A 22665-nucleotide genomic window follows, 5' to 3' on the forward strand; every position below is an offset into this window, starting at 1 on the left:
TTGCCGTCCGGCCGCCACGCTGCGACCGGACGCCCGTGTTCACGTGAACATACGCAGCTTCGTTGGGAGTTCGTCGTGAGACAACACCGCGGTCACCGATGGCTACGCTGGCCCTCCGACCCCAGCCGGGCGCGCCTGGGGTTCGGCGCCGACTACAACCCCGAGCAATGGCCCCGCGACACATGGCACGAGGACGTGCAGGCAATGCGGCGGGCCGGCGTGAACATCGTCTCGCTAGCGATCTTCTCCTGGGCCCGACTGCAGCCCGCAGAAGATGAATGGGATTTCGCCTGGTTGGACGAGGTGATGGCCCTGATGCACGCCCACGACATCGCGGTGGACCTGGCCACCGCCACCGCGTCGCCGCCGCCCTGGCTGACCTCCAGGCACCCGGAGATCCTGCCCGTCGATCGCGACGGCCGCACGCTCTGGCCCGGCGGCCGGCAACACTGGCGGCCGACCTCGCCGATCTTCCGCTACCACGCCCTTCACCTGACCAGCAAGCTCGCCGAACGGTACGGCGCCCACCCCGCCCTGGCCGCGTGGCACATCTCCAACGAGCTTGGCTGCCACAACGTCTATGACTACTCCGACGACGCCGCCGCGGCGTTCCGCACATGGCTACGCGCCCGATACGACACCCTCGACGCGCTGAACCACGCCTGGGCCACCACCTTCTGGTCCCAGCACTACAGCGACTGGACCCAGATCCTGCCGCCTCGCCTGGCCGCTTCCTACCCGAACCCCGCACAGCAACTGGACTTCAAACGGTTCTCCTCCGACGCACTCAAAGATCACCTGCGTGCCGAACGCGAATTGCTGCGGGAGCTGACTCCCGACACCCCGGTCACCACCAACTTCATGATCATGGGTGGGATCAGCGGCATGAACTACGCCGACTGGGCTCCCGAGGTCGACTTCATCGCCAACGACCACTATCTGGCGCCCGGGCCGCAGGCATACGACGAGCTCTCGTTCTCCGCCAACCTCACCGGAAATCTCGCCGAAGGCCAGCCCTGGTTCCTCATGGAGCACTCCACCAGCGCCGTCAACTGGCAGCCGGTCAACGTCGCCAAGCACCCCGGCCAGATGGCAAGGGACTCGCTCACCCACGTCGCCCACGGCGCCGACGCGGTCTGCTTCTTCCAATGGCGTCAGTCCGCGGCTGGCGCCGAGAAATACCACTCTGCGATGATCCCGCACGCCGGCCAGGACAGCGACGTCTTCCGCGCCGTCACCGACCTCGGCGCCGCCCTGCGCGACCTGGCGCCGGTAGCCGGCACTGTGCGCGGCCGCGCCAAGGCCGCCATTGTCTTCGACTGGGAGTCCTGGTGGGCCGCCGAACTCGACTCCCACCCCACCGATCGACTCCGCTACCGCCAGGAAGCACTGGACTGGTACACGGCGTTCCTCAACATCGGCATCCGCGTCGACGTCGTCCCCGCCACCGCCCCGCTGGAACACTACGACCTGCTCATCGCCCCCATTCTCCACGTTATCCCCAGCCCCCTCGCCGACCGGCTGGCAGGATTCGTCACCGGCGGAGGCCACCTGGTCACCACCTACTTCTCCGGCATCGTGGACGAACACGACCGGGTCTGGCTCGGTGGGTACCCCGGTGCGCTACGGGACGTGCTGGGCATCCGGATCCAGGAATTCGGCCCACTGCTCGACGACCAGTGCGTCATGCTCGACAACGGCACCACCGGCACCCTGTGGACCGACCACATCGAAGTCACCGAGCCCACCACCGAGGTCCTGGCCTGGTACAAGACCGGAGACCACGCCAGCCGGCCGGCGATCACCCGACGGACCGCAGGGGCCGGTTCCGCCGCCTACGTCTCCACCCGACTCGGACCACAAGCCCTGTCCACCGTTCTGGCCGACCTGGCCGACCGGGCCGGCGTCCACAGCGAACTACCCGAAGGCTTGCGCGGCCGCGTAGAACTGACCGTGCGCGGGCCCTACCGTTTCCTCATCAACAGAACCAACACACCGATCGACACGACCAGCGTCCCCGGCGAACGCGTCAACGCGGACACGGCGTTACTCGAGGCTGACGGCGTTCTGGTGGTGCGTCGTCCGTCCGACGAGGCCGGCTAGGTTCTGCCTCGCGGATCACGGATCTCGCTGGCCTAGGCCCTTCGCCGTACCAGGCGATCTGAGTAGGCACGAGTGGACCGTGCGGGCGCTGCCGCTGTCGACACAGCCCGTTCGTGGCAGGCGGTGGCGGGATCATCGGGAGGTCATCAACGCGATCTGCTGGGCGGCATCGGCCCGTCCGTGGCCATACCAGCACCGTCGCATGCTCAAGGGCAAGCGCATTCACAGGCTTGCTCGGACCACCAACTCGCCTTCCGCGCTGCGCGGGCCGAACGGCCAGCCCACGCAGCGACGGTGTCATCCCATCAGGCGGTGCTGGTCAGGTCGCGTCGGCGGAACGCGGCCACGGCCGCCTGGGCGACCGCGGCGGCGAACACGCTCAGGATGAGTACGGCGGCGATGCTGACCTCGTCGAGCGGGTACTCCCCGATGTGTTCGAACGGCGACAGGCGTACGGCGCCGACGGGGATATCGAGGATCGGTGCGAAGAAGCCGACGATCAGGGCGTATCCGAGGACTGCCCAGATCGCCGGCAGCAGCCGTGGCGCGGCAGCGTACAGGATGGCGGCGGCGGTGAGGACGAGCCAGACCGCCGGGGTGTGGGCGAGATGGCCGATGATGAGGTCGCCGACCAGTCCGGCGTCACCGGTGCTCACCGCCGCGCCGATCCCCATTCCGGCGCCCGCGACCAGAAGCAGCCAGGGCACGCCGACGGCGGCGACGGCGAGGTGGCTGCCGATCCAGGCGGAACGGCTGACGGCGGTCGCGAGGACGGGCTCGGTACGGCCGCCGGTCTCCTCGCCGCGTAGGGCGTGCACGGCGAGTATGGCGAAGATCGCGACGGTGAACGCCATGGTCAGGCCCATCAGGCCGAGGAAGCCGGCCAGCATGTCCTGCGAACCTCCCATCACCGCCACGAGATCTTCGGGCGCGTTCTCAAAGCCGTCGAGTATCGGCTGGGTGAACGATCCGTAGGCGAGGCCGCTGACGAGCAGAGCGGCGCTCCAGCCGATCAGGCTGGCCCGTTGCAACCGGAAGGCGAGCGCGAGCGGACCGGCCAGCCAACCGGCGGCGCGGGGAGAGCCCGGGCGCGGCGGGATCAGGCCCGCACCGAGATCGCGGCGCGCCGACAGCGTGTAACCCACGGCGGCGGTCGCCACCGCGAACGCCAACGAGATCACCAATGGCCACCAGCGGTCGTGGACGTACGACGCGGTCTGCTGGGACCAGCCGATCGGCGACAGCCAGGACAACCACGAGGGACCACTACCCTGGACCGCCGCCATGTCCCCCAGGCCGCGCAGCAGGAACGCGGCACCGAGGACGGCACCGGCTATGCCGCCAGCCGCCCGAGGGTACTCCGACAGCTGGGCGGTGACCGCCGCGACCGCCGCGAAGGCCAACGCCGCGGCGCCGATGGCGGCACCGAACAGCAGCGACCCGCCCACGCCGTAGCCACTGGCGGCCATCAGCACACCGACCAGCAGCGCGACCAGCACGCCCATCGCGGCGGTGAGGGTCAGCGCGGCGGTGAGCTGGGCATGCCGGCCGACGACATTGGCGCGGACCAGTTCGGCCCGGCCGCTGCGCTCCTCCGCGCGGGTGTGCCGGACGACGGTGAGCAAACCCATCAGTCCGGCGCCGACGAACATGTAGAGCCCGTACTGGCCGGCGAGGAACCGCTCGATGGTCAACTCGTCGAACCCGAAACCGGGTCCGCCGAACACGGCACCCGCCGGGCTGCCGGAGAACGCGCTCAGCCCTTCGAGGTCCTCCGGGCTCTGGACGACGCCACCGATCGCGGTCGAGTAGTAGGTCATCATCAGCGTCAGCCCGAGCGTCCAGGCGGGGAACCGGATCCGGTCGCGCCGCAGCATGAGCCGCAGGAGCGTGCCGGTACCGGTGAGCACCGTCCCGTCGGAACTGGCGGAACGCGTCGGCGGGTCGACGGTCATGGTGGCCATCACGCCACCTGCCCGGCAGCGTTGTGACCGAGCCGGTCGTCGTAGTGGCGCAGCAGCAACTGCTCCAGGGTCGGCGGGCGGGCGGTCAACCCGTGCACACCGAGTTCGGCCAACTGCCGCACCACCGCGGCAAGGTGGTCGCCCTCGACCTCGAAGCGGACGTGGCCGTTCTCGGCCCGCAGGTCGTGTACGCCGGCCAGGCCGGCGAGCGCGTCGGCGGGACGATCGACGATCGCCTCGACCGAGGTGCGAGTCAGGTGACGCAGCTCGGCCAGCGAGCCGGTCTCGACGATCCGGCCCTGCCGGATGATCGAGATCTGGTCGGCGAGGACCTCGACCTGGGCAAGGATGTGGCTGGACAGCAGGACGGTCCGGCCGGCGGCCTTGGCCTCGCGGATGCAGTCCTGGAACACCGCTTCCATCAGCGGGTCCAGCCCGGCGGTGGGCTCGTCGAGCAGGAGCAGCTCGACGTCGCTGGCCAGCGCCGCGATCAGGGCCACCTTCTGCCGGTTGCCCTTGGAGTAGGTCCGGCCCTTCTTACTCGGGTCCAGATCGAACCGTTCACACAGCTCGTCCCGCCGGGCCGGGACGGTGCCGCCGCGGAGCCGGGCGAACAGGTCGATCGCCTCACCGCCGGTCAGATTGGGCCACAGCTCCACGTCACCGGGTACGTAGGCGAGCCGGCGGTGCAGCGGCACCGCATCCGTCCACGGATCGCGGCCGAGCATGCGGATCTGGCCGGCGTCCGCCCGCAGCAGTCCGAGCAGGATCCGGATAGTAGTGGACTTGCCGGCGCCGTTGGGGCCGAGGAAGCCGTGCACGTGGCCGGTATCGACCGTCAGGTCGAGACCGTTCAGCGCCTTCACCCGGCCGAAGGACTTGTCGAGGTGTTGGATGTCGATAGCAGCAGTCATGGTCGTATGTCCCGTTCGAAGGCAGCCCAGAACAGTCTCTGGGCAACGTGTCGTCGGATGGTGAGGAGAAGCCCCGCGCGGGGGCGTGGTAATTACCGTGCGGCCGTGGCCGCGTCACCATCCGACGGCGGATCCGGGACATACATCAGGTAGTCGTCGAGCATCGACCGGTCGACAAGCAACCCCTGGCTGAACAGTTCCAGGGCGGGCAGGGTGATCTCCTCCACGTACCGGCGGAACTGCGTACGGAACGACTCAGGCTCCGCGGTCGCGCCGTGCACGGTGAACCACAACACCATGCCACCCGCCGCCTGGTAGGCCAGGTAGCGCGTACGGGCAGACCGGTCGCGGCTAGGCCGGATCACCCCGGCCGCCTCCCCCGCGGCCAGGTACTCCTCGGCGTCCGCGGTCATCTGCTCGATCAGCGTCACCGCCAGGTCCCCGCCGGCCTGCAGGCTGCGCAGCAGATACCGCACCACCGGTGCGAACCGCTCGACCTCGGCCAACTGCGCCATGAACATCGCCGCCGTGCCGTCGGTCAGCGTCTTCGTCTTCTGCTCGCGCATAACCGCCAAGGCGTACTCGTCGCAGACGCGACGCAGCCCGTCCTTCGAACCGAAGTGGTGCACCACCAAGCCGGCGGTCACACCCGCATCCGCGGCGATCGACCGCAGCCCCGCACGGAAGCCGTCACGCCCGAACCGCTCGATGGCAGCATCGCGGATCCGATCAGCGGTCAGGACGTCACCAGCCCCGCCCACCGAAGCCACGTCGGCCGATGCCATACCAACACATTAAACACTCGTTCAATCCGGCGCAACGGCGGAAGCGGCTGCGCTCGCTGGAGGGCAAGGTCGCGATCAACACGGCAGTACCACCCACCTGGCTGACCACGGTCCACCACGACCCGCCAGAAGCGAGCCCTGCCTGGACCGAGATCAGCACCAAAATCTCCAGCTGCCGTAGCCGCCCTTCCTCCGCACTCCGGCGCTGCGCCCCCCAGGGCCACCTTCGCCAGCCACTTCAAAGGGAGGCGAGCGACGATCGGTAGCCCGGTCCAGAAGCCGCCATAGCAGGAGTTGCCCGGCCGGATAGACACCAAACGGCGCTCACTTCCTGGAACTCCCTGCGCCGTCTGCTTCGGCCGATCAGAACCGCGACATCTTGCCCGCTGCCCGCAGGCTTGGACTGCGGGGCGACGTTGGCGCGGGCCGTCGGTGGTTCACTTCGTCGCCAACGCCGACCGGCCCCGTTGTCACCCACCCCTCCGGCAGGCTCCGGGGCAGGACCTCCACCCTCCAGCCCGTACGGCAAGGACCAACTGAAACACGCGCTCTTGTCTGAAACGCCTGTCCGCTTGCCTCCCGGCCTAGCTCGCCTGTCACAGGACTGACACCTGCCCGCGGAGGGATCGCCACATCGGATGGATAACTTGGCCCGATACGACGAGGCTGGCCGATCCCCACCCGGCGCTGCCGCCTGCGGTCATCCCCAGCCCATTGCTGGCACACCGAACGGGAACTCACCCGGCGTGATCGCACACCGGGGCGTATGGCCTCCCGATTCCCATGGAGGAACCATGACACTGATCATCACTACCCGTCGGCTGCCCGACGCGGCGATCGCAATCCAACCCGACGGTGCCATCACCTCGGCCAACGCATCCAAACTGCAGGACCGGGTTACCGCGGTGCTGGCCGCCACGAAGCCCGACAGGATTCTCGTCGACCTTCGTGCGGTACCGGCGATCGACGACGCGGGCGTGGACGCCCTGAGGTCGGGCTACACGGCCGCCGCCGCGTGTGGCGCCGCTCTCGTGGTCGTTGAGCCTCACCCCAGTGTCTACGAACACCTTCGCACGCGCGGTCTCACCGCTGTGCTGCCCCGACCCGCACCGGGGGAGGCGCAGCACCAGGTGAACGGCGGCGCCTGACCGGCCTCTTTGCGCCCAGGGCACGATGCCGTTGCGGATGCTCACCCGCCTTGGGGAGGCGCTTGCACGCACCGCCGCCATCGGGCGGCTAAGCAGGCGCCCGCCCGCGTGGTGGCTGAGCGGATGCCGGAGGGTCTGCAAGGCTGTCGTCACCACGCAGGCTGCCCGGGGCCCACCTGGCACTCCGTGCGCCTATCAAGATGGCGTCTCTGCGACCGGGAAAGTACCGAGGAAGGCAAGGAGGACACCATGGCGCACGAGGGCAAAGCCTCCCTGGTCAGGCTCAGCGATTCCGGGCAGGTCCTGGCCGACCCGGCCGAGGACATCCGAGACCGGAAGGTCCGCGATCGCGACGGTAACGACATCGGCAAGGTGGAAGACCTGCTGACCGACGGGGAGCGCCACAAGGTCCGCTTCCTACTCGTCGAGCAGGGCGGCATCCTCGGCATCGGCGCCACCCCGTTGTTCGTCCCTGTCGACGCCGTCGCCCGTGTCGACGACGACGCCGTCTACGTCAACGAGTCCGGCGAACGGGTTTCGGACGCGCCCGGGTATGACCCGTCCCTGCTCGACGGGCCCGACTTCGAGAGCCTGTACGGCCACTACGGCGACGCCCCCTTCTGGGCGCCCGGGTATGTCTACCCCGGCTACCCTTACTACCGCTGACCCCGCCTGGCGACTACTCAGGTCGGCGACCTCGTCGGCATCGGCAGGCAAGGATCGTCAGCCAATCACTGAACCTTTTTCAACCTCCCCTTGTGGTCCGCCGGACCGCACGGTCGGACGCGGTGCGTGGGCGCCGCGCGGTTCAGGTTGAAAAAGGTTCACTCGTACGAGGACGGCATCCCGAGGCAATCGTCGCGTCCTGGCCCAAGGGATGTCTGAAAGTCGCCCGATCGAGTGCGTACCACCATTTCGCTGAAGCGCTGACCGTGGCTGACTACGGTCAAGCCAACGGGCACGGTAGCGGACGTGTACGTAGTGACAGGGCATTTCTCATAACCACGACCGTTGCAGCCATCACCCGCCATCAGCAGCCGGATGGTGGTCGGGTGGATCCATCACCAATCCGAGCGAATGCGGATAACCTGTCGATAGGGGCAGCTCCGAGTGGCGCGCTCAGCACTGGGGGCGACCATCAGTGACCTGGGCCGCCCAACACAGCCACGTCCCCGACCAGCCTGTCGGTAGCCCCTGGTTCGGTCGGGATCCCTTACGAGGTGAGGGAGTTGACGATGGGATCGGATGAGCCGCCCACCTCGCCGGACAATGTCCACCACAGTGTGTCCGCCCACGAGGTCGTGCTGTTACTCGGGACGGATCCGCACCACGGGCTGACTGGCGCGGAGGCTTCGCGCCGGCTGAAGCGATTCGGGCCGAACACGCTTCCCACCGCCGCACGCGGCGGTGGGCTTCGACGGATCCTGCGTCAGTTTCACAACCCCCTGATCTACGTGTTGATCGCCGCCGGGGTGGTCACGGCGGTCTTGGGCGAGTTTGTCGATTCCGCAGTGATCTTCGGTGTGGTCCTGGTCAACGCGGCGATCGGCTTCGTACAGGAGTCCAAGGCCGAGGCCGCGCTGGACAGCCTGCGAGCGATGGTACGCACCCAGGCGCGGGTGATCCGCGACGGCCGTGTCCAGTCGGTGCCCTCGGAGGAACTCGTGCCGGGTGATCTGACCGTGCTGGAGGCGGGCGACAAGGTCCCGGTCGACGTGCGCCTGGTCCGGTTGGCGCAGTTGCGGATAGACGAGTCGGCGTTGACCGGCGAATCCATGCCGGTCGTCAAGGACGAGGCGGTACTACCCGCGGCGGCACCGGTGGCAGACCGTCGCAACATGGCGTACTCCGGCACGCTGGTAACAGCCGGTAGCGGCGCCGGCGTCGCCGTGGCGACCGGCCCGGAGACGGAGTTGGGACAGATCCACCGCCTGGTCGGGGCGGCCGAGACGCTGGCCACGCCGTTGACCCGCAAGCTCGCCCGATTCAGCAAGGTCCTGACGGTGGTCATCCTCGCCCTGGCCGCGGTCACGTTCGGGATCGGTCTGCTTCGCGGCCAAGAAGTGGTTGGCACGTTCACGGCGGCCGTCGCCCTCGCGGTGGGTGCGATTCCGGAAGGGCTGCCAGCGGCGGTCACCATCACCCTGGCCATCGGGGTGACCCGGATGGCACGGCGGCGAGCCGTCGTCCGCCGACTGCCGGCGATCGAGACGCTCGGCAGCACCACGGTGGTCTGCTCCGACAAGACCGGCACGCTGACCGAGAACCAGATGACGGTACGGACGGTGTGGACCGCGGACGGCCAGTTCACGGTCACCGGCGCCGGCTACGCACCGGACGGCGAACTGCGAGACGGCCAGGGTGCGGCGGTGACGGCAGCGGCCAGTCAAGCCCTGTGCTGGAGTCTGCTCGCGGGTGCCGGCTGCAACGATGCCCAGCTCCACCGGGAAGGGGACGAGTGGGTGCTCATCGGTGACCCCACGGAGGCGGCGATGCTGGTCGTCGCCGCCAAGGCCGGCCTCGACCACCACGAAGTCACCACCGGTTACCCCCGAATGGGCACGGTCCCCTTCAGCTCCGAGCGTCAGTACATGGCGACCCTGCACGAGGAGCCGAACAGCGGCGGCCGGGTGGCTCTGGTCAAGGGCGGCGTCGAGCGGATCATCGCGTTGTGCCGTACCCAAATGGGCGCCGACGGGGCCAACCGGCGACTGGACGTAGACGCCGTCCTCAACGCCGCCGAGAGTCTCGCGGGTCAGGGGCTGCGGGTGCTGGCCACCGCCATGAGCAGCGACGTGGACACGGACGCGGAACACTTCGATGAGCAGACGCTGGCCGGCGGCCTGGTGCTGACCGGGCTGCAGGCAATGCTCGATCCGCCCCGCTCCGCCGCGGCGCCCGCAGTACGCGCGTGTCACACCGCCGGTATCGCGGTCAAGATGATCACCGGGGATCACGGGACGACGGCCACCGCGATCGCCGACCAGCTCGACATCCTCGGCGAGGAGCGTGACGCCAGGGTGCTGACCGGCGCGGACCTGGACGCACTACCGGACGAACGGTACGCGGAGGCGGTCGACCGGGCCCGGGTGTTCGCCCGGGTCTCGCCGGAGCAGAAACTTCGGCTGGTCGAGACGCTTCAGCAACGCGGCCATGTAGTGGCCGTGACCGGGGACGGGGTCAACGACGCACCCGCCCTGCGCCAGGCCAACATCGGCATCGCCATGTCCCGTGGCGGAACCGAAGTCGCCAGAGAAGCCGCCGACATGGCGCTCACCGACGACGACTTCGCCACCATCGAAGCCGCCATCGAGGAAGGCCGCGGCGTCTTCGACAACCTCACGAAGTTCATCGTGTGGACCCTGCCGACGAATCTCGGCGAGGGTCTGGTCGTACTCGTGGCCATCCTGTTCGGTACCGCGTTACCCCTGCTGCCCACCCAGATTCTGTGGATCAACATGACCAGCGCGGTCCTGCTCGGCCTGATGCTCGCCTTCGAACCGAAAGAGGCCGGCATCATGCGACGCAAGCCCCGCGACCCGGCCCGCCCCCTGCTCACGGGCGCTCTTCTGGTGCGCATCCTGCTGGTGTCAGCACTGCTCGTCGCAGGCACGTGGTGGCTGTTCAACTGGGAACGGGACCACGGCGCCAGCGTCGCCGAGGCACGCACCGCCGCACTCAACCTGTTCGTCGTCGTCGAGGCGATCTACCTGTTCAGTTGCCGGTCGATCACCCGGTCCGCCTGGCGTATCGGCCTCTTCTCCAACCGTTGGATCTGGGCCGGCCTGACCCTGCAGTCCATCGGCCAGGTCGCCATCACCTACGTGCCCGCCATGAACAGGATCTTCGACACCGCTCCGGTCCACGCCGACGCGTGGCTACGCATCCTCGTCCTGGCCGCGGCGACGGCTACCGTGGTCGCCGTCGACAAACGGCTTCGCAGGCCGCTCCTACAGGTCTGATCCACCGCTACCGCCGCTGATCGCGTCCGGCAGGAGTGACACGTCCGACCGGCAGACGCTCAACGCCCGGCAGATCGTCGGTCACGCTCGTGCGTCGGCCGCCGCGGCCGATGCACGAAAGGCAGTGAGGGTACCAAGCGTTGGCCTCCCGAGACGGCAACGTCCCGCGAGAGTCGCTATCGCTGGCTATGAAGGCCGGCAAGTTCCGCCAGCGAGGTCACTCGGCCGTTGTAGCAACGGCCTATTGGCCAACGACGAGGCTCGCGTAATCGGCGGCGGTCGCCGGCAATTCGGACAGCGAGCCGTCGGCGCGGGGAACGCCGACGGGCTGCCCGGCGCGGGTGAACGACACGGCCGTAACACCGGGCTTGGCGGCGAGGGTGCAGACGATCTGCGCGAACGCGAGGATCTGGTCGCTGCGGCCGGTCTCGTCCAGGGCATCGGTCAGTTCGACCGTGGCCCGGCTACCGCTGAGCTGAACGCCGACGACGATGTCGTTGCCGAGCAGCGCGCTGGTGAGGCCCTCGCGTTGTTCGACGTCGGTGGGGCCGGCGAGCAGGGCGTCGACGAGTTCGTCGACGCCGGGTTGAGCGTCGACGAGTTCGTCGACGCCGGGTTGAGCGTCGACGTGGCGGGTGACGGCGACGAGTTCGCCGTCCCGTACCAGGTACAGACGCGCCGGGACGGCGCCGACGCCTGGAGCGGGATCCGGCGGTGTCGGGGTCGCCCACACGTGCGAAACCCCGTTGGGTGGATCCACCTCCCGGGCGGTGTCCTCGGCCTGTACTCCGCAGCCGGCGACGACGGCCGCGAGCAGCAGTGGCAGCGCGGCGGCCCGGCGGAATCCGATGGGGGCGGTCACGGGTTCGTCCTGCCCAGTTCGACGCGGAAGCGGGCGCCGCCGCCGGGCCGGTCGGTGACCGTCGCCTGTCCGCCGTGCGCGGTGGCGTGCCGGGCCACGAGGGCGAGGCCGAGGCCGGTGCCGTCGCTGTCTCCCCTCGCGCTGGCGGCGCGGCCACGTACGAATCGGTCGAAGATGTCGGCGCGGTCTTCCGGTCGTACGCCGGGGCCCTCGTCGTCGACCTCCAGGACGAAGAGGTCGGGTGTCTGGCTGAGGCGCACGGCGGTCGGGCCGCCCCCGTGCCGTTCGGCGTTGTCGAGCAGATTGCTCAGGATCTGGCTGAACCGGCGCCCGTCGACCGACCAGGTAGGTGTGCTCCCGTCGACCACCTGCACCACCTCCGGCGGCAGGCCGCGGGTGTGGCATTCCTCGCGCGCCAGCTCGGCGACCTCGACTGGTGTGCGCTGCGGAGGCCGGTCGTCGCGAGCCAACTCCAACAGGTCGGTGACCAGCCGCTGGAAGCGGGCCACCTCGTCGGAGAGCAGGGTGACGGCGGTCGCGGCACGGTCGTCGAGGCGCGGGCGGTGCCGGTCCAGCACGCTGGCAGCGGCGGACAGCGTCTGCAGCGGCGAACGCAGCTCGTGGCTGATGTCGGCGGCGAACCGCCGATCCCGTTCCAGGCGGGCGGCAAGCTGGTCGACCATCTCGTTGAACGATGTCGTCAACCGTTCGAGATCGGGTTCCGTGGCCGGGTCGAGACGGGCGCCGAGGTCGCCGGCGGTGATCTCGCGCGCGGCAGCGGTGACCGTGTCCAGCGGGCGCAGCACGCGCCGGGTCAGATACCAGCCGAGTCCGGCGCCGGCCGCGGTCGTGCCCGCTGCCACGAAGGTGAGCACCAAGGCGAGGGTGCGCAGGGTCTGGTCGAGCTCGCGCATCGAGTCGACGACGTAGAAGCCGGTATCGGACGGCAACGGGACGCCGACGACGACGGCCGGGCCGCTGTCGGTACGGACCCGCTGCATCCCGACCTTGCCCTGCTCGACCAGCCGCTGCAGCCCCGGCGGTATCGCGTCGGTCAGGCCCGCGTCGGCGGCGCGCGCGTACCAGCGGCTCTCCCGGCGAAGCAGGGCTCGTCGGGTGTTACCGGTGTTGAGGGTGCTGAGCACGGCCGAGATGTCGGGCGGCTCGGTAGCCAGGCCGGCGTGCACGACCCCGGCGTCAAGGTACGCCGAGCGCAGGGCACCGCGTTCGCGGCCGGCCATCAGCGCCTGACTGGTGAACTCGTACGTGAGGGCGGCCATCGACGCCGACAGGGCGAAGGCGCCCGCCGCGAAACCGGCGGCGACCCGGGTGCGCAGGCCAGGGCGTCTCATCTGAGCAGCTTGTAGCCCATGCCGCGGACGGTCACCAGATGCCGTGGCGCCGTCGGGTCGTCTTCGATCTTCTGCCGCAGTCTGCCGATGTGCACGTCGACGAGGCGCTCGTCCCCGTACGCGTACTCCCAGACCCGCTCCAGCAGTTGTGCCCGGGACAGCACCCGGCCGGGATGCTCGGCCAGCTCACACAGCAGCCGGAACTCGGTGCGGGTCACCGCCACCGGCTCGCCCCGCAGGGCCACCTCACCGGCCTCCGGCCGGATCTCGAGGTCCTTGAAGACCAGCGCCGGCACGGCCGAGACCGTGCTCGCGCGGGCCCTGCGCCGCAACGCCCGCAGCCGCGCGGACAGTTCCTTCACCGCCACCGGCTTGACGACGTAGTCGTCCGCGCCAGCTCCCAGCGCCGCCACGATGTCGTGCGTGTCGTCGCGCGCGCTGACCACCACGATCGGCACGTCGTCGCGAGAACGCAGTTGCCGGATGCATTCGAAGCCATCGAGGCCGGGCAGCATCAGGTCGATGAGCACCGTGTCGGCGGGAGCGCGTCGCTGCTCCCGAAGTCCTTCCTCCGCCGTCGCCGCGCCCCGGACCGTGTAGCCCTCGTCTTCCAGCCCAAGCGTCAACGACAGCCGGATACGATCATCGTCCTCGATCAACAGCACCTGTTCCATCGCTAAATCATGCCCAGCCGCACAACCGTAGGCACTTCGGCACGCGTCTTGGCGGTTTGTCACGGGACTGTCACACAACCGCCGAGGTACCGCCATACCCCGATCAGACGCTGGATCCACTCCCGAAAACAGCACCTACACAACGCGGAGGCCGTCGTTCACCCAGGCGATCGGCCGCGCGGACCATTCCGTACCCACACGCCCTCCCCGCGGAACATCGCCGCCTCCGACGGCGTCCGGACACGGAGCCGTACCGGGCTTGCACCTGTACTCGTCGACGCTCTGCACGGCACCGGCCGCCACGATCCGGCTACGGAACCATGCGAGCGGCTGCTCCACCCGACGACGTCGGACTGCCGTCTGCCGAGTACGCCCGACACCCGCATCGCCGGCCAGCGCCGTCGGACGACCGACTCGCCGGACGGAAACGCCACGGCCGATTCGGCGTAGTCCTCGGACGAACGGGGTACCGGCACGCCATGGCGACAACCGATACCGCGCCAACGCCAGCGCGGAACAGGACCTTCTTCGGACAGCCGCCACTGCTGGCAAACCTGTTCGGTGTCGAACTCTGGGAGCGGTTCTCCTTCTACGGCATGCAGGGCATCCTGCTCATCTACCTCTACTACGCCAGTGCCGACGGCGGCCTCGGCATCAACCGTGACACCGCCACCAGCATCGTCGGGGCATACGGCGGGATGGTGTACCTGTCCACGGTGCTCGGCGCGTGGCTGGCCGACCGGTTGTTCGGTGCGGAGCGGGTACTGTTCCACAGCGCCATTCTGGTCATGGCTGGGCACGTCTGCCTGGCGGTGCTGCCCGGCCTGGTCGGTGTGGGGATCGGCCTGATCCTGATCGCGTTCGGCAGCGGCGGGGTGAAGGCCACCGCCACGTCGTTGGTCGGCACGCTCTACGCCGAGGGCGACGATCGTAGAGACGCCGGGTTCTCGCTGTTCTACCTGGGGATCAACCTCGGCGCACTGTTCGGGCCGCTCGCCACCGGTCTGCTGCAGAAGACTGCCGGCTTCCACTACGGGTTCGGCCTTGCCGCGGTCGGCATGGCGGCTGGTCTGACCCAGTACGCCCTCGGCCGCCGGCGGTTGACCGGCGCCGCGCGTGAGGTGCCGAACCCGTTGCCGACCGCTCGCCGGCCCCTCGTCGCGGCAGCCGCCGCCGTCGTGATCAGTCTCGTCGCCGTGGCGGCGTTCACGGGGCTGCTGCCGGCACGGCGGCTGTCGGGCATCGTCGTCGTGCTCAGCGCCGCCGCCGCAGTAGCGTACTTCGTGGTGATCCTGGCCAGTAGGGTGATCACCGGAACCGAACGGCGGCGGGTCATCGCGTTCATCCCGATGTTCGTCGCCAGTGCCGCGTTCTGGTCGCTGTACCAGCAGCAGTTCACCGTCGTGACCATCTACTCGGACACCCGACTGGACCGCCGGATCCTCGGCTGGGAGATGCCGGTTTCCTGGGTACAGTCGATCAACCCCGTCTTCATCATCGTCCTCGCGGGCCTGTTCGCGGCCCTGTGGACCAGGCTCGGCCCTCGACAACCATCGGCCCCGGTCAAGTTCGCCACCGGCACGGCCGTGATGGGCGTGGCGTTCCTGCTGTTCCTGCCACTTGCCAGCGGCGGGCCGAACAGCGCACCGCTACTCGCACTGGTCGGCATCCTGCTCGTGTTCACCATCGCCGAGCTGCTGCTGTCGCCGGTCGGCCTCTCCCTGTCCACCAAGCTCGCACCCCGGGCCTTCCACACTCAGATGGTCGCGCTGTTCTTCCTCTCGGTGGCCCTCGGCACCGCCATGTCGGGCACCCTTGCCAGGTACTACAGCGAGGATCAGGAGGCCGGCTACTTCGGCGTCCTCGGCGGCACCGCCATCGTGCTCGGCCTGATACTCGCCGCCCTCAGCCCGCTCGTGCGCCGGCTCATGAGCGGCGTCCGCTGACCATCGCTGTCCTTAGTGGATGGGGTGTCAGCTCAGTGGCACCACCACGCGGACCTCCGCGAGCGCCGAGGAGCAGCACACCCGCACCGGGTGAGAGCAGGCCGGCGGTGGCAATGGTCAACCGTGACATTCGCGAGCCGCTGCCTGGCTCGACACCTCAGTTGACTGGGTCTCCGGACTGGTTGCTGAGGTCTGCGGCATCAGGATCTCGTCGCGACCAGGTATGTCGGCGAGGCCGAACAGGCCGAGCAGCCCGGTCGCCCATAGCTGCCGGTGCGGGAACGGGGCAAGGTTCTCCAACCTCAGGACGCTACCGCTCACCGCAGCGGCCTGGTGACATCGAACCAGCTCACCCATGCCGGAGGAGTCAATGAACGACACGTTCTGCAGGTCGAGCACGATGGCCGACGGGTTGTCCCGGGTCAGCACGTCGGTGATCGCGTCGCCGATCTGCCCCACGGTGGCCAGGTCGATCTCGCCGGACAGCAGAAGCCGGACGCCGGAGTCAGTGTGCTGTTCAATGATCGAGATGGTCGCTTCGGGCTGCCCGCGGTCGTTCATAGCGCTCACGTCCCGGTCTCCGGTGGCCTCGTCAGGCCGCCGAGGTCGTCGCACGTCTTCCGCAGCGTCTGCCGTCGGAACGACAGGATCCGGCCGGTGAAGACCGATGCGACCCGCGAGTACGCAATATCGCCCTCGGCATGCTCGTCCTGGTTCAGATAGAACAGCTCGACAACCTTGGTAGTTGTCTGCCGCAGCTCGGGCAGCAACCCCATCGTCCCGGTCACGTGACAGGCGGAGCCAAAGAAGTCGATCATATATTCATCGGCCCGTGGCTGTCCTCCCGCGCGACCAGGACCACCTCCCAGGAGTCCCGTTCGGGCCAGGGTGAGGCCAGCAATACCCGCCCCACAAATGATCGCCTGCACAGTTCCTCCCTGCCACCAGGTGCAGCCACCCCTGCATCAGGTGCGGCCACTCCCCGGAATCGGCTAGATGCCGGCCAAGTCGTCCCCGTCGGACGACTCGAGCGCGTTACAGACGTCGACGATGCCGATGGTCTGCCACGCCAGGCCGCCAGCAACGAATATCAACTCCGCCGTTTCGACCCGGCCGGTGAGGATCGCGACAGCGTTCTGCACCTCGACGGCGATGTCCTGCAGACGGGTCCGCTCGTCCTGGACCAACCGCGCCACGACTCGGTCAGCGAGCAGCTCGTCCTCGTGCGGTCGAGGCACCTGGCGGTGGGACGGCCGGCCAGACCAGGAGCCGTCATCGGGAAGCGGCCACAGCCCCGTCATGGCGCGCTCCGAACGCGCTCCACCCGCCCCGGCGCAACCGGAGGTGCCGCAGGCGCTGGGCGCAACACCTGCTCCACGCGGGCGATCCGCGATCTCCGCCGCAGCCGTGGTGTTGGCACGCGAAGGGTGAAGCGGGCACGGCTTCGCAGCGGATGCCGGTGCACGTCCCGCAGCGGGGCGCCACCTGCCGCGTCGGTCGGCACGCACCGGACCATGCCAAGCACCAACTGATCCGGGCGCAACCGCACGACCTCGTCTGGCGCCGCCGCCGCACGGCACGTCAGGTCCAGCGGCCGGTGAGATCGATCTCGATCACCGGCATCGCTACGGCCGCTGGTTGCCCACGTAGTCACCGCGTCCCTCCTGTCGTCGGCCGGTACTCAATCCAGCCTCGTGCAGCGATATGGAGAGGCTTACGCGGGCCTATGACAGTCTCGTGACAACAACCAGCTACGACGGCAGGTCCCGTCCTGCCGCGTCCGTGCCGCCAGCGCCGAAGCGGGTGTCGAGCGCTTCGGTTTCCCGCTTCCGGCGGCCCGTACCGCCACCGTCTACCTCAGAGCACGGGCGGTTGGGCAGGCCCGACCACTGAACCTTTTTCAACCTCCCCTTGCGGTCCGTCGGAGCGCGAGGTCGGACGCGGTGTGTGAGCGCCGCGCGGTTCAGGTTGAAAAAGGTTCACTGCTGTCCGGCTCGGCACCAGCGTCCCTACGCGTGATGTTCGGCACGGGAGCGCGCGTCAGCCGGCGGCACGAGCGTCATGGAACTGTCATACCTCCGCCGAACTGCCGCGAAGACCAGCAGGCAGGCTGATCCTGCACACCTGAGGTCGCGGAGGAGGCATCGATGTCCGAGGACGCGAGTGCCATTGGCGGCGGACGCCGCGACGGTACGGCAACCGTCTCGACAATCGAGCTGGCGGTCGCCGGTTGGCTCGACCATTCGGCGGTACCGACGGTCAATGCGACGTTCGACGCGGCACTCGACCGCAAGCCGGAACGGATCGTACTCGATATGGCGCACTGCGAGTACGTCGACGCTGCCGGAATCGCGTTGTTACTCGAGGTGCACCGCCAGATGCGACGCACCGGCGGCATGTTGGAGTTACGGAAACCGTCACCACGACTGTGTCGCCTCCTCGAGATCGCCCGGGTTGACCACGTGTTGCGGGTCGATGCCGCCGCGGAGGCGCAGAGTAATGACGGCGGATCGAAAGCGGCCAACCCTTCAACCTGAACCGCGCGGCGCGGCTACCGGCGCCGGGCTTGCTCGACGCGGGGGCGCCCGGGTCCTGGCCCTCGGCGCGGTCGCCCCCGCGGTCGGTTTCGGATGGTTGCTGACCGCGGTACCGGATGTGCTTGCCGGCCGGGAGCGGAGGTTCTCCTTCGCCTGGGCCCCGGCGCTCAATCTCGAGGTTCGGTGCGTGGCGGGACCGGCTCGAACCGATGCCGGCCCCGCCACGCGCCTCCTGGGGGGTGAGCAGGGCATAGTGGGGTGCGCGCCGACCTGTCAGCCGGGCGGTCGGGCCACACCCATGGCGGCCTCCGGTGCGCCGCCGCCGCGTGGTGGTCCGGACTCGATCTGGAGTACGTGATGGACGCGCGCGATCTCGAGAAGCCGGCACAGCCGAGCCGACAGACCTCGCAGTTCGAGGGTGCCGCCGGCGCGCCGACTGCGCCGGTGCAGGTCGAGCAGGAGCACGATGCCGGCGGCGTCGACGTAGTCGCAGCGCGCCACGTCGAGCACGATCCGGTCCGGCCTGCGCCGGAGCGCCACGTCGAACATCACCCCGACCCGCGGCACGGCCGTCTGGTCGAGCCGGCCGGTGACCGCCAGTTCGATCATCGAGGCGGCCAGCCGGGCGCCCCGGCACCCGCCGTCCGTCCCGCTGTCGTACCCGGCCATCGGCCCTCCTTTCGCGAACTCGACGCTTTCGCGAACTCGACGCGACACCAGCCTGCCCACCGGCTTTCGCGGTCGTTTCGCAGACACATGACAGTTCCGTGACAGTCGCCGGCATCTCCGTGACAGTCGCCGAGACGTGGGACACCAGCCCTACGCGGCAGGCCGCCGCCATCAGGCGGTGCGCTCCGGTTCCACACGCCGGAGTCCGGGGTGACCTCACCGCCCGGCGTGACTCGGCACCGAGCCCGATTTCGCCCAGCTCAGCACGTCGTTCAACGCCATAATCGACCAGCTTGCCGGATCGAGCGGGACCGAAGGCTCGCCGCCGACGTCAGCCAGGAACTCCGCTCGCCGACGCCGACACTCGCCGCCCCAGGGCAGTTCCCTGCCGAGCCGAGCCGACTCGGCCGGCCCTGTCCCGCGACCTGATCGAAGCCGCGGGCGGCGCTCGCCCCGGAAGTCACCCCCCGCATGGCCGTGGGGGCTATCGCGCGAGGCGGCGCAACGCGCGAGGCGCGAGCAGGAGAATCCACAGGCCGGCGCAGATAGCGCCGCTGGCGATGACGGCCGGTTGCGGCCCGTCCCAGGCTCGCACGATCCAGTACGTGGGCAGCGGCGCGAACGCCCACCCGGCCGCTCCAGCCAGCCACCAGGCGGCGAGCGGGGCGTAGCTGGGCACGCCGAGCGCTTTGACGGTGGTGACGCCGTCGACGCGGTTACCGGCCACGGCCAGCACGGCGAGGGTGAAGGTCGGGGCGAGCGGGATGGCGAGCAGGCAGGCGCCCCATGCGGACGCGGGGACCTGCCCGGACAGCGGCGCGGCGACGGCCAGGCCGGCCGCGGCGAAGCCGGTGACGAGGGTAAGCCGGTAGCCGAGGTAGCGGCGCAGGCCCAGCGGCGAAACCCGGATGGCGTGCAGCGCCCCGTCGTCGCGGTCGTCGAGGATTATCAGCGCGCCGATCATGCCGGCGATGACGGGAACGTGTACGACGATGGCGAGCAGTGTGCTGACCGGCAGGTAGCCGGTGAGGTCGAGGCCGTGGACGCGTTCGGCCCAGCCGGCCAGGGGTGGCAGCGCGTAGCGCAGGACGAGGCCGAGCAGCAGCGGGCTGGCGGCGATCGGCACGATGATCGCCTCGCGGGTGACGTTGGCCAGATCGGCGCGCAGGTAGGAGGGCCGGCCTCGGGCGGTGGGTCGGCGGCGGGTGGGTCGTGTTCGGTGTGGGTCGGGTCCGGCGATGGCGTGGACCGCGTAGGCGATGGCGGCGGCGGTCCACAGAGCGAGGTAGCCGAGCAACTGCCACGCCGGGTAGCTGGCGACGCCGCGCAGCAGAGCCAGCGTGCCGGTGGTGGGGACCGCGTACCACGCCGGCCCGGTGAACAGCCCGGCGGCGACGGCGAGCGGCACGGCGAGGAGCGGGGCGAGCGGCCACGGCGCGACGGTCAGGAAACCCATGACGGTACGGCGGCGCGCGGCCATTCCCACGCCAGCCGCGAGCAGCAGCAGGGCGGTCAACGCGATCACGCCGAGCGACACCAAGTGGCCCGCTGCGCGGGCGGCCAGCAGAACCGGTACGGCTGCCAGCACCGTGAGTATCCACAGTGGCGTGATCCTGGCCGCGACGAGACCGGCGGGTCGGGCGGGGCTGACGGCGAGGGCGGCGGTGATCCCGGTGGCCCGCTCGGCGACGGTGAGGGCGCCGGCGACGAACGTGCCGACGGTGGCGACCTCGATGAACAGCAGGTACGGCGCGGTGGCCGGCAGCACGGCGGCCATGACGGTCCACGGCACTGCGAGGCCGGCCACGAGGGCGGGAACGTGGTGCCGTGCCTGCACCAGCCACCCGGTGCGCATGAGCACACCGCTGACGGTCATAGCGTGCCGCCGGTGACGGCGACGAAGACGTCCGCGAGGGACGCCTCCCGGGTGTGGATGGTCCGTACGGTGCCGGTGGCCAGAATCTGGCGTAGCGCCGGGTCGGCGGTGCCGGCGTACTCCTGGCTGTGCAGGGTGCCGTCGGTGACGTATTCGACGGCGACGGTTGCCGTGCCATGGGCCATCCGCAGCGCGCGGGGTGTGTCGATCGCGGCCAGCCGACCGTGGTGGATGAACGCGACCCGGTCGCACATCTCGTCGGCGGTGGCCATGTCGTGCGTGGTGAGGAATACCGTGCGGCCGGCGGCGGCCTGGGCGGAGATGATCGACCGGACTCCGGCGGCGTGGGTGGGGTCGAGCCCGGAGGTCGGCTCGTCGAGGAAGAGCAGGTCCGGTTGGTGCAGGATTGCCCGGGCCAGGTTGAGCCGCATCTGCATGCCTTTGGACAGCTCACTCGCACGCCGGCCGGCCACCTCGGTGAGCCCGACCGCCGTGAGAGCTTCGTCGACCGCCGCGGTGGGCAGCCGATGCAGGCCGGCGAAGGCGGCGAGGTTCTCCCGGGCGGTGAGCCTCGGATAGTGGGCCGGCAGCTCGAACCCGACCCCGATCCGCTGGTACAGGTCGGTACGCCATTCGCGGACCGGCCGACCCAGAACCACCGCCCGGCCGTGGTAGGCCGCCAACTGGCCGGTCAGCACCCGCTGGGTGGAGGACTTCCCGGCGCCGTTGGGGCCAAGGAAACCGAACACCTCGCCGGTTCCGACGGTGAAGTCGATACCGGCCACGGCATCCGTGGCCGCGCCCGGGTAACGGACCCGCAACCCGATGACTTCGATGGCAGTTTCCCGCATGCCATGAGTATCTGCATGGCATGCAACCTTTCGTCAAGTGTAAGATTTGCCCGTGACCGATGGACTACGCGAGCGCAAGAAGCGCCGCACCCGCCGGGCGCTGGCGGACGCGGCGTTGCGTCTGTTCGCCGAGCGCGGGTACGAGCAGACGACGGTGGCGGAGATCGCCGCTGCCGCGGAGGTATCCACCCGCACGTTCTTCGCCTATTTCCCGACCCGGGAGGACGTGGTCTTCGCCGACACCGACGAGCGGATCGCGGTAATGCGCGAGACCCTCGCTGGGCTACCCGCTGGCACCCCGCCGACGCGGGCTGTCCACCGGATGGTGGAGCAGGTGTTCGCCACCGACGGCGGCATGTTCGGCCCGGCCCGGGCCACCCGTACCACGCTGGTGCTGACCCGCCCCGAACTGCGCGCCAAGGCCCTGGAACGGCTGTTGACAGCCCAGCAGATCTTCACCGACTGGCTGCGCACCGCGTACCCGAAGCTCGACGCCGTGGCGGCGGCGACCGTCAGCGGCGCGCTGATGGGCGGCCTGGTCGGCGCCGCCCTGGCCAGCCTGGACCGCGGCGACCCACCGGAACGCATCCGCGCTGAACTGGAACGCGCCGTCACACTGGTCGACCGAGGACTGACCGCCATCGACGAGTGACCGCAAGTTCGAGCGCACTCCCGGGTTCGACAGCACCGACATCTCGGCCCATCGCTCGGAGAGTCTGTTCGCCACCGATGTGCGGGTGTTCATCGGCGGCGGCAGCACCGGCACCGCCGATGGCACCAAGGCCACACATTCGGGCTACTCGCCTTCGTCACCTGGTCGAGAGGCGCGGCGAGACCACGGTCGCGCAGGTTTGTCGCCGTCGCGCCGCGGATCGAACCGACGTCGACCGCCGCCGGGCGCTCGCGCTACACGAACGCACCCGCCGATTCGACCCTGCCGGAGGAAACGACGAGGCACCGCGCCAACTCGGCGTCCCCTAGTTCCCCGCGCGATCGTGGCATCGGCACCGACGTCGAGGCCA

Annotated in this window: 19 protein-coding genes and 2 pseudogenes; 8 read left to right on the forward strand and 13 right to left on the reverse strand. The window is 69.5% G+C overall.

The features are described 5' to 3' along the window. A complete protein-coding gene (locus ACQEVC_RS35645) occupies nucleotides 1-2103 on the forward strand; it encodes a beta-galactosidase (protein WP_432886845.1) in 2103 nt (700 codons plus the stop codon). Between the two features lie 305 nt (nucleotides 2104-2408). Here the strand turns inward: ACQEVC_RS35645 and ACQEVC_RS35650 are convergent, their stop codons facing one another. The 4 genes and pseudogenes from ACQEVC_RS35650 to ACQEVC_RS35665 form a co-directional block, all read right to left on the reverse strand. Then, nucleotides 2409-4067, reverse strand: coding sequence for an ABC transporter permease (locus ACQEVC_RS35650; RefSeq protein ID WP_432886848.1), 1659 nt, complete (start codon nucleotides 4065-4067; stop codon nucleotides 2409-2411). Beyond that, nucleotides 4067-4981, reverse strand: coding sequence for an ATP-binding cassette domain-containing protein (locus ACQEVC_RS35655; RefSeq protein ID WP_432886851.1), 915 nt, complete (start codon nucleotides 4979-4981; stop codon nucleotides 4067-4069). Before ACQEVC_RS35655 ends, ACQEVC_RS35650 begins: the two co-directional genes overlap by 1 nt. Before the next feature lie 92 nt (nucleotides 4982-5073). After that, nucleotides 5074-5547: a hypothetical protein gene (locus ACQEVC_RS35660; RefSeq protein ID WP_432891890.1), complete on the reverse strand. Its 474-nt coding sequence runs from the start codon at nucleotides 5545-5547 to the stop codon at nucleotides 5074-5076. 42 nt (nucleotides 5548-5589) lie between these two features. Next, nucleotides 5590-5766, reverse strand: a pseudogene (locus ACQEVC_RS35665) (TetR family transcriptional regulator); the annotation flags it as partial. Between the two features lie 794 nt (nucleotides 5767-6560). On the opposite strand from ACQEVC_RS35665, the gene ACQEVC_RS35670 reads away from it, so the two are divergent. The 3 genes from ACQEVC_RS35670 (at nucleotide 6561) to ACQEVC_RS35680 (ending at nucleotide 10876) form a co-directional block, all read left to right on the forward strand. After that, a complete protein-coding gene (locus ACQEVC_RS35670; protein ID WP_432886854.1) occupies nucleotides 6561-6914 on the forward strand; it encodes an STAS domain-containing protein in 354 nt (117 codons plus the stop codon). A 249-nt stretch (nucleotides 6915-7163) separates the two neighbouring features. Further along, complete coding sequence (locus ACQEVC_RS35675) at nucleotides 7164-7580, forward strand: PRC-barrel domain-containing protein (protein ID WP_432886856.1); 417 nt, start codon at nucleotides 7164-7166, stop codon at nucleotides 7578-7580. A 569-nt stretch (nucleotides 7581-8149) separates the two neighbouring features. Continuing rightward, nucleotides 8150-10876 (forward strand): HAD-IC family P-type ATPase, encoded by a 2727-nt coding sequence (locus ACQEVC_RS35680; protein ID WP_432886859.1) that lies wholly within the window; start codon nucleotides 8150-8152, stop codon nucleotides 10874-10876. 241 nt (nucleotides 10877-11117) lie between these two features. Here ACQEVC_RS35680 and ACQEVC_RS35685 read toward each other — a convergent pair whose 3' ends face one another. Genes ACQEVC_RS35685 through ACQEVC_RS35695 form a run of 3 tightly spaced genes read right to left on the reverse strand, consistent with a single transcriptional unit; the run spans nucleotide 11118 to nucleotide 13764 of the window. Next, nucleotides 11118-11726, reverse strand: coding sequence for a GerMN domain-containing protein (locus tag ACQEVC_RS35685; RefSeq protein WP_432891893.1), 609 nt, complete (start codon nucleotides 11724-11726; stop codon nucleotides 11118-11120). Between the two features lie 8 nt (nucleotides 11727-11734). Further along, a complete protein-coding gene (locus tag ACQEVC_RS35690) occupies nucleotides 11735-13090 on the reverse strand; it encodes an ATP-binding protein (protein WP_432886862.1) in 1356 nt (451 codons plus the stop codon). Beyond that, complete coding sequence (locus ACQEVC_RS35695) at nucleotides 13087-13764, reverse strand: response regulator transcription factor (RefSeq protein WP_432886865.1); 678 nt, start codon at nucleotides 13762-13764, stop codon at nucleotides 13087-13089. The genes ACQEVC_RS35690 and ACQEVC_RS35695 overlap by 4 nt, the downstream gene beginning before the upstream one ends. Nucleotides 13765-14243: 479 nt before the next feature. Between ACQEVC_RS35695 and ACQEVC_RS35700 the strand changes: the two genes are divergently transcribed. Then, a complete protein-coding gene (locus ACQEVC_RS35700; RefSeq protein ID WP_432886868.1) occupies nucleotides 14244-15710 on the forward strand; it encodes a peptide MFS transporter in 1467 nt (488 codons plus the stop codon). Nucleotides 15711-15827: 117 nt separating this feature from the next. On the opposite strand, the gene ACQEVC_RS35705 is transcribed toward ACQEVC_RS35700, so the two are convergent. The 3 genes from ACQEVC_RS35705 to ACQEVC_RS35715 form a co-directional block, all read right to left on the reverse strand. Further along, a complete protein-coding gene (locus ACQEVC_RS35705) occupies nucleotides 15828-16271 on the reverse strand; it encodes an STAS domain-containing protein (protein ID WP_432886871.1) in 444 nt (147 codons plus the stop codon). A gap of 5 nt (nucleotides 16272-16276) precedes the next feature. Further along, nucleotides 16277-16528, reverse strand: coding sequence for a hypothetical protein (locus ACQEVC_RS35710; protein ID WP_432886874.1), 252 nt, complete (start codon nucleotides 16526-16528; stop codon nucleotides 16277-16279). Between the two features lie 174 nt (nucleotides 16529-16702). After that, nucleotides 16703-17011 carry a BON domain-containing protein gene (locus ACQEVC_RS35715; RefSeq protein ID WP_432886877.1) on the reverse strand — a complete coding sequence of 103 codons (309 nt, stop codon included), beginning with the start codon at nucleotides 17009-17011 and terminating at the stop codon, nucleotides 16703-16705. 846 nt (nucleotides 17012-17857) lie between these two features. Between ACQEVC_RS35715 and ACQEVC_RS35720 the strand changes: the two genes are divergently transcribed. Then, nucleotides 17858-18247 carry an STAS domain-containing protein gene (locus ACQEVC_RS35720; protein WP_432886879.1) on the forward strand — a complete coding sequence of 130 codons (390 nt, stop codon included), beginning with the start codon at nucleotides 17858-17860 and terminating at the stop codon, nucleotides 18245-18247. 273 nt (nucleotides 18248-18520) lie between these two features. On the opposite strand, the gene ACQEVC_RS35725 is transcribed toward ACQEVC_RS35720, so the two are convergent. Continuing rightward, nucleotides 18521-18916, reverse strand: coding sequence for an STAS domain-containing protein (locus tag ACQEVC_RS35725; RefSeq protein ID WP_432886882.1), 396 nt, complete (start codon nucleotides 18914-18916; stop codon nucleotides 18521-18523). Between the two features lie 238 nt (nucleotides 18917-19154). Here ACQEVC_RS35725 and ACQEVC_RS35730 point away from each other — a divergent pair. After that, nucleotides 19155-19288, forward strand: a pseudogene (locus tag ACQEVC_RS35730) (two-component sensor histidine kinase); the annotation flags it as partial. A 112-nt stretch (nucleotides 19289-19400) separates the two neighbouring features. On the opposite strand, the gene ACQEVC_RS35735 reads toward ACQEVC_RS35730, so the two are convergent. Together ACQEVC_RS35735 and ACQEVC_RS35740 are read right to left on the reverse strand one after the other, a co-directional pair. Continuing rightward, on the reverse strand, nucleotides 19401-20771 hold the full coding sequence (locus ACQEVC_RS35735) for a hypothetical protein (RefSeq protein WP_432886885.1): 1371 nt from the start codon (nucleotides 20769-20771) through the stop codon (nucleotides 19401-19403). 17 nt (nucleotides 20772-20788) lie between these two features. Further along, nucleotides 20789-21643, reverse strand: coding sequence for an ABC transporter ATP-binding protein (locus ACQEVC_RS35740; protein WP_432886887.1), 855 nt, complete (start codon nucleotides 21641-21643; stop codon nucleotides 20789-20791). 52 nt (nucleotides 21644-21695) lie between these two features. Between ACQEVC_RS35740 and ACQEVC_RS35745 the strand changes: the two genes are divergently transcribed. Continuing rightward, nucleotides 21696-22295 (forward strand): TetR family transcriptional regulator, encoded by a 600-nt coding sequence (locus ACQEVC_RS35745; protein ID WP_432886890.1) that lies wholly within the window; start codon nucleotides 21696-21698, stop codon nucleotides 22293-22295. The last annotated feature ends 370 nt before the right edge of the window (nucleotides 22296-22665 follow it).

The sequence above is a fragment of the Plantactinospora sp. CA-294935 genome, assembly GCF_050936445.1.
GTDB lineage: Bacteria > Actinomycetota > Actinomycetes > Mycobacteriales > Micromonosporaceae > Plantactinospora.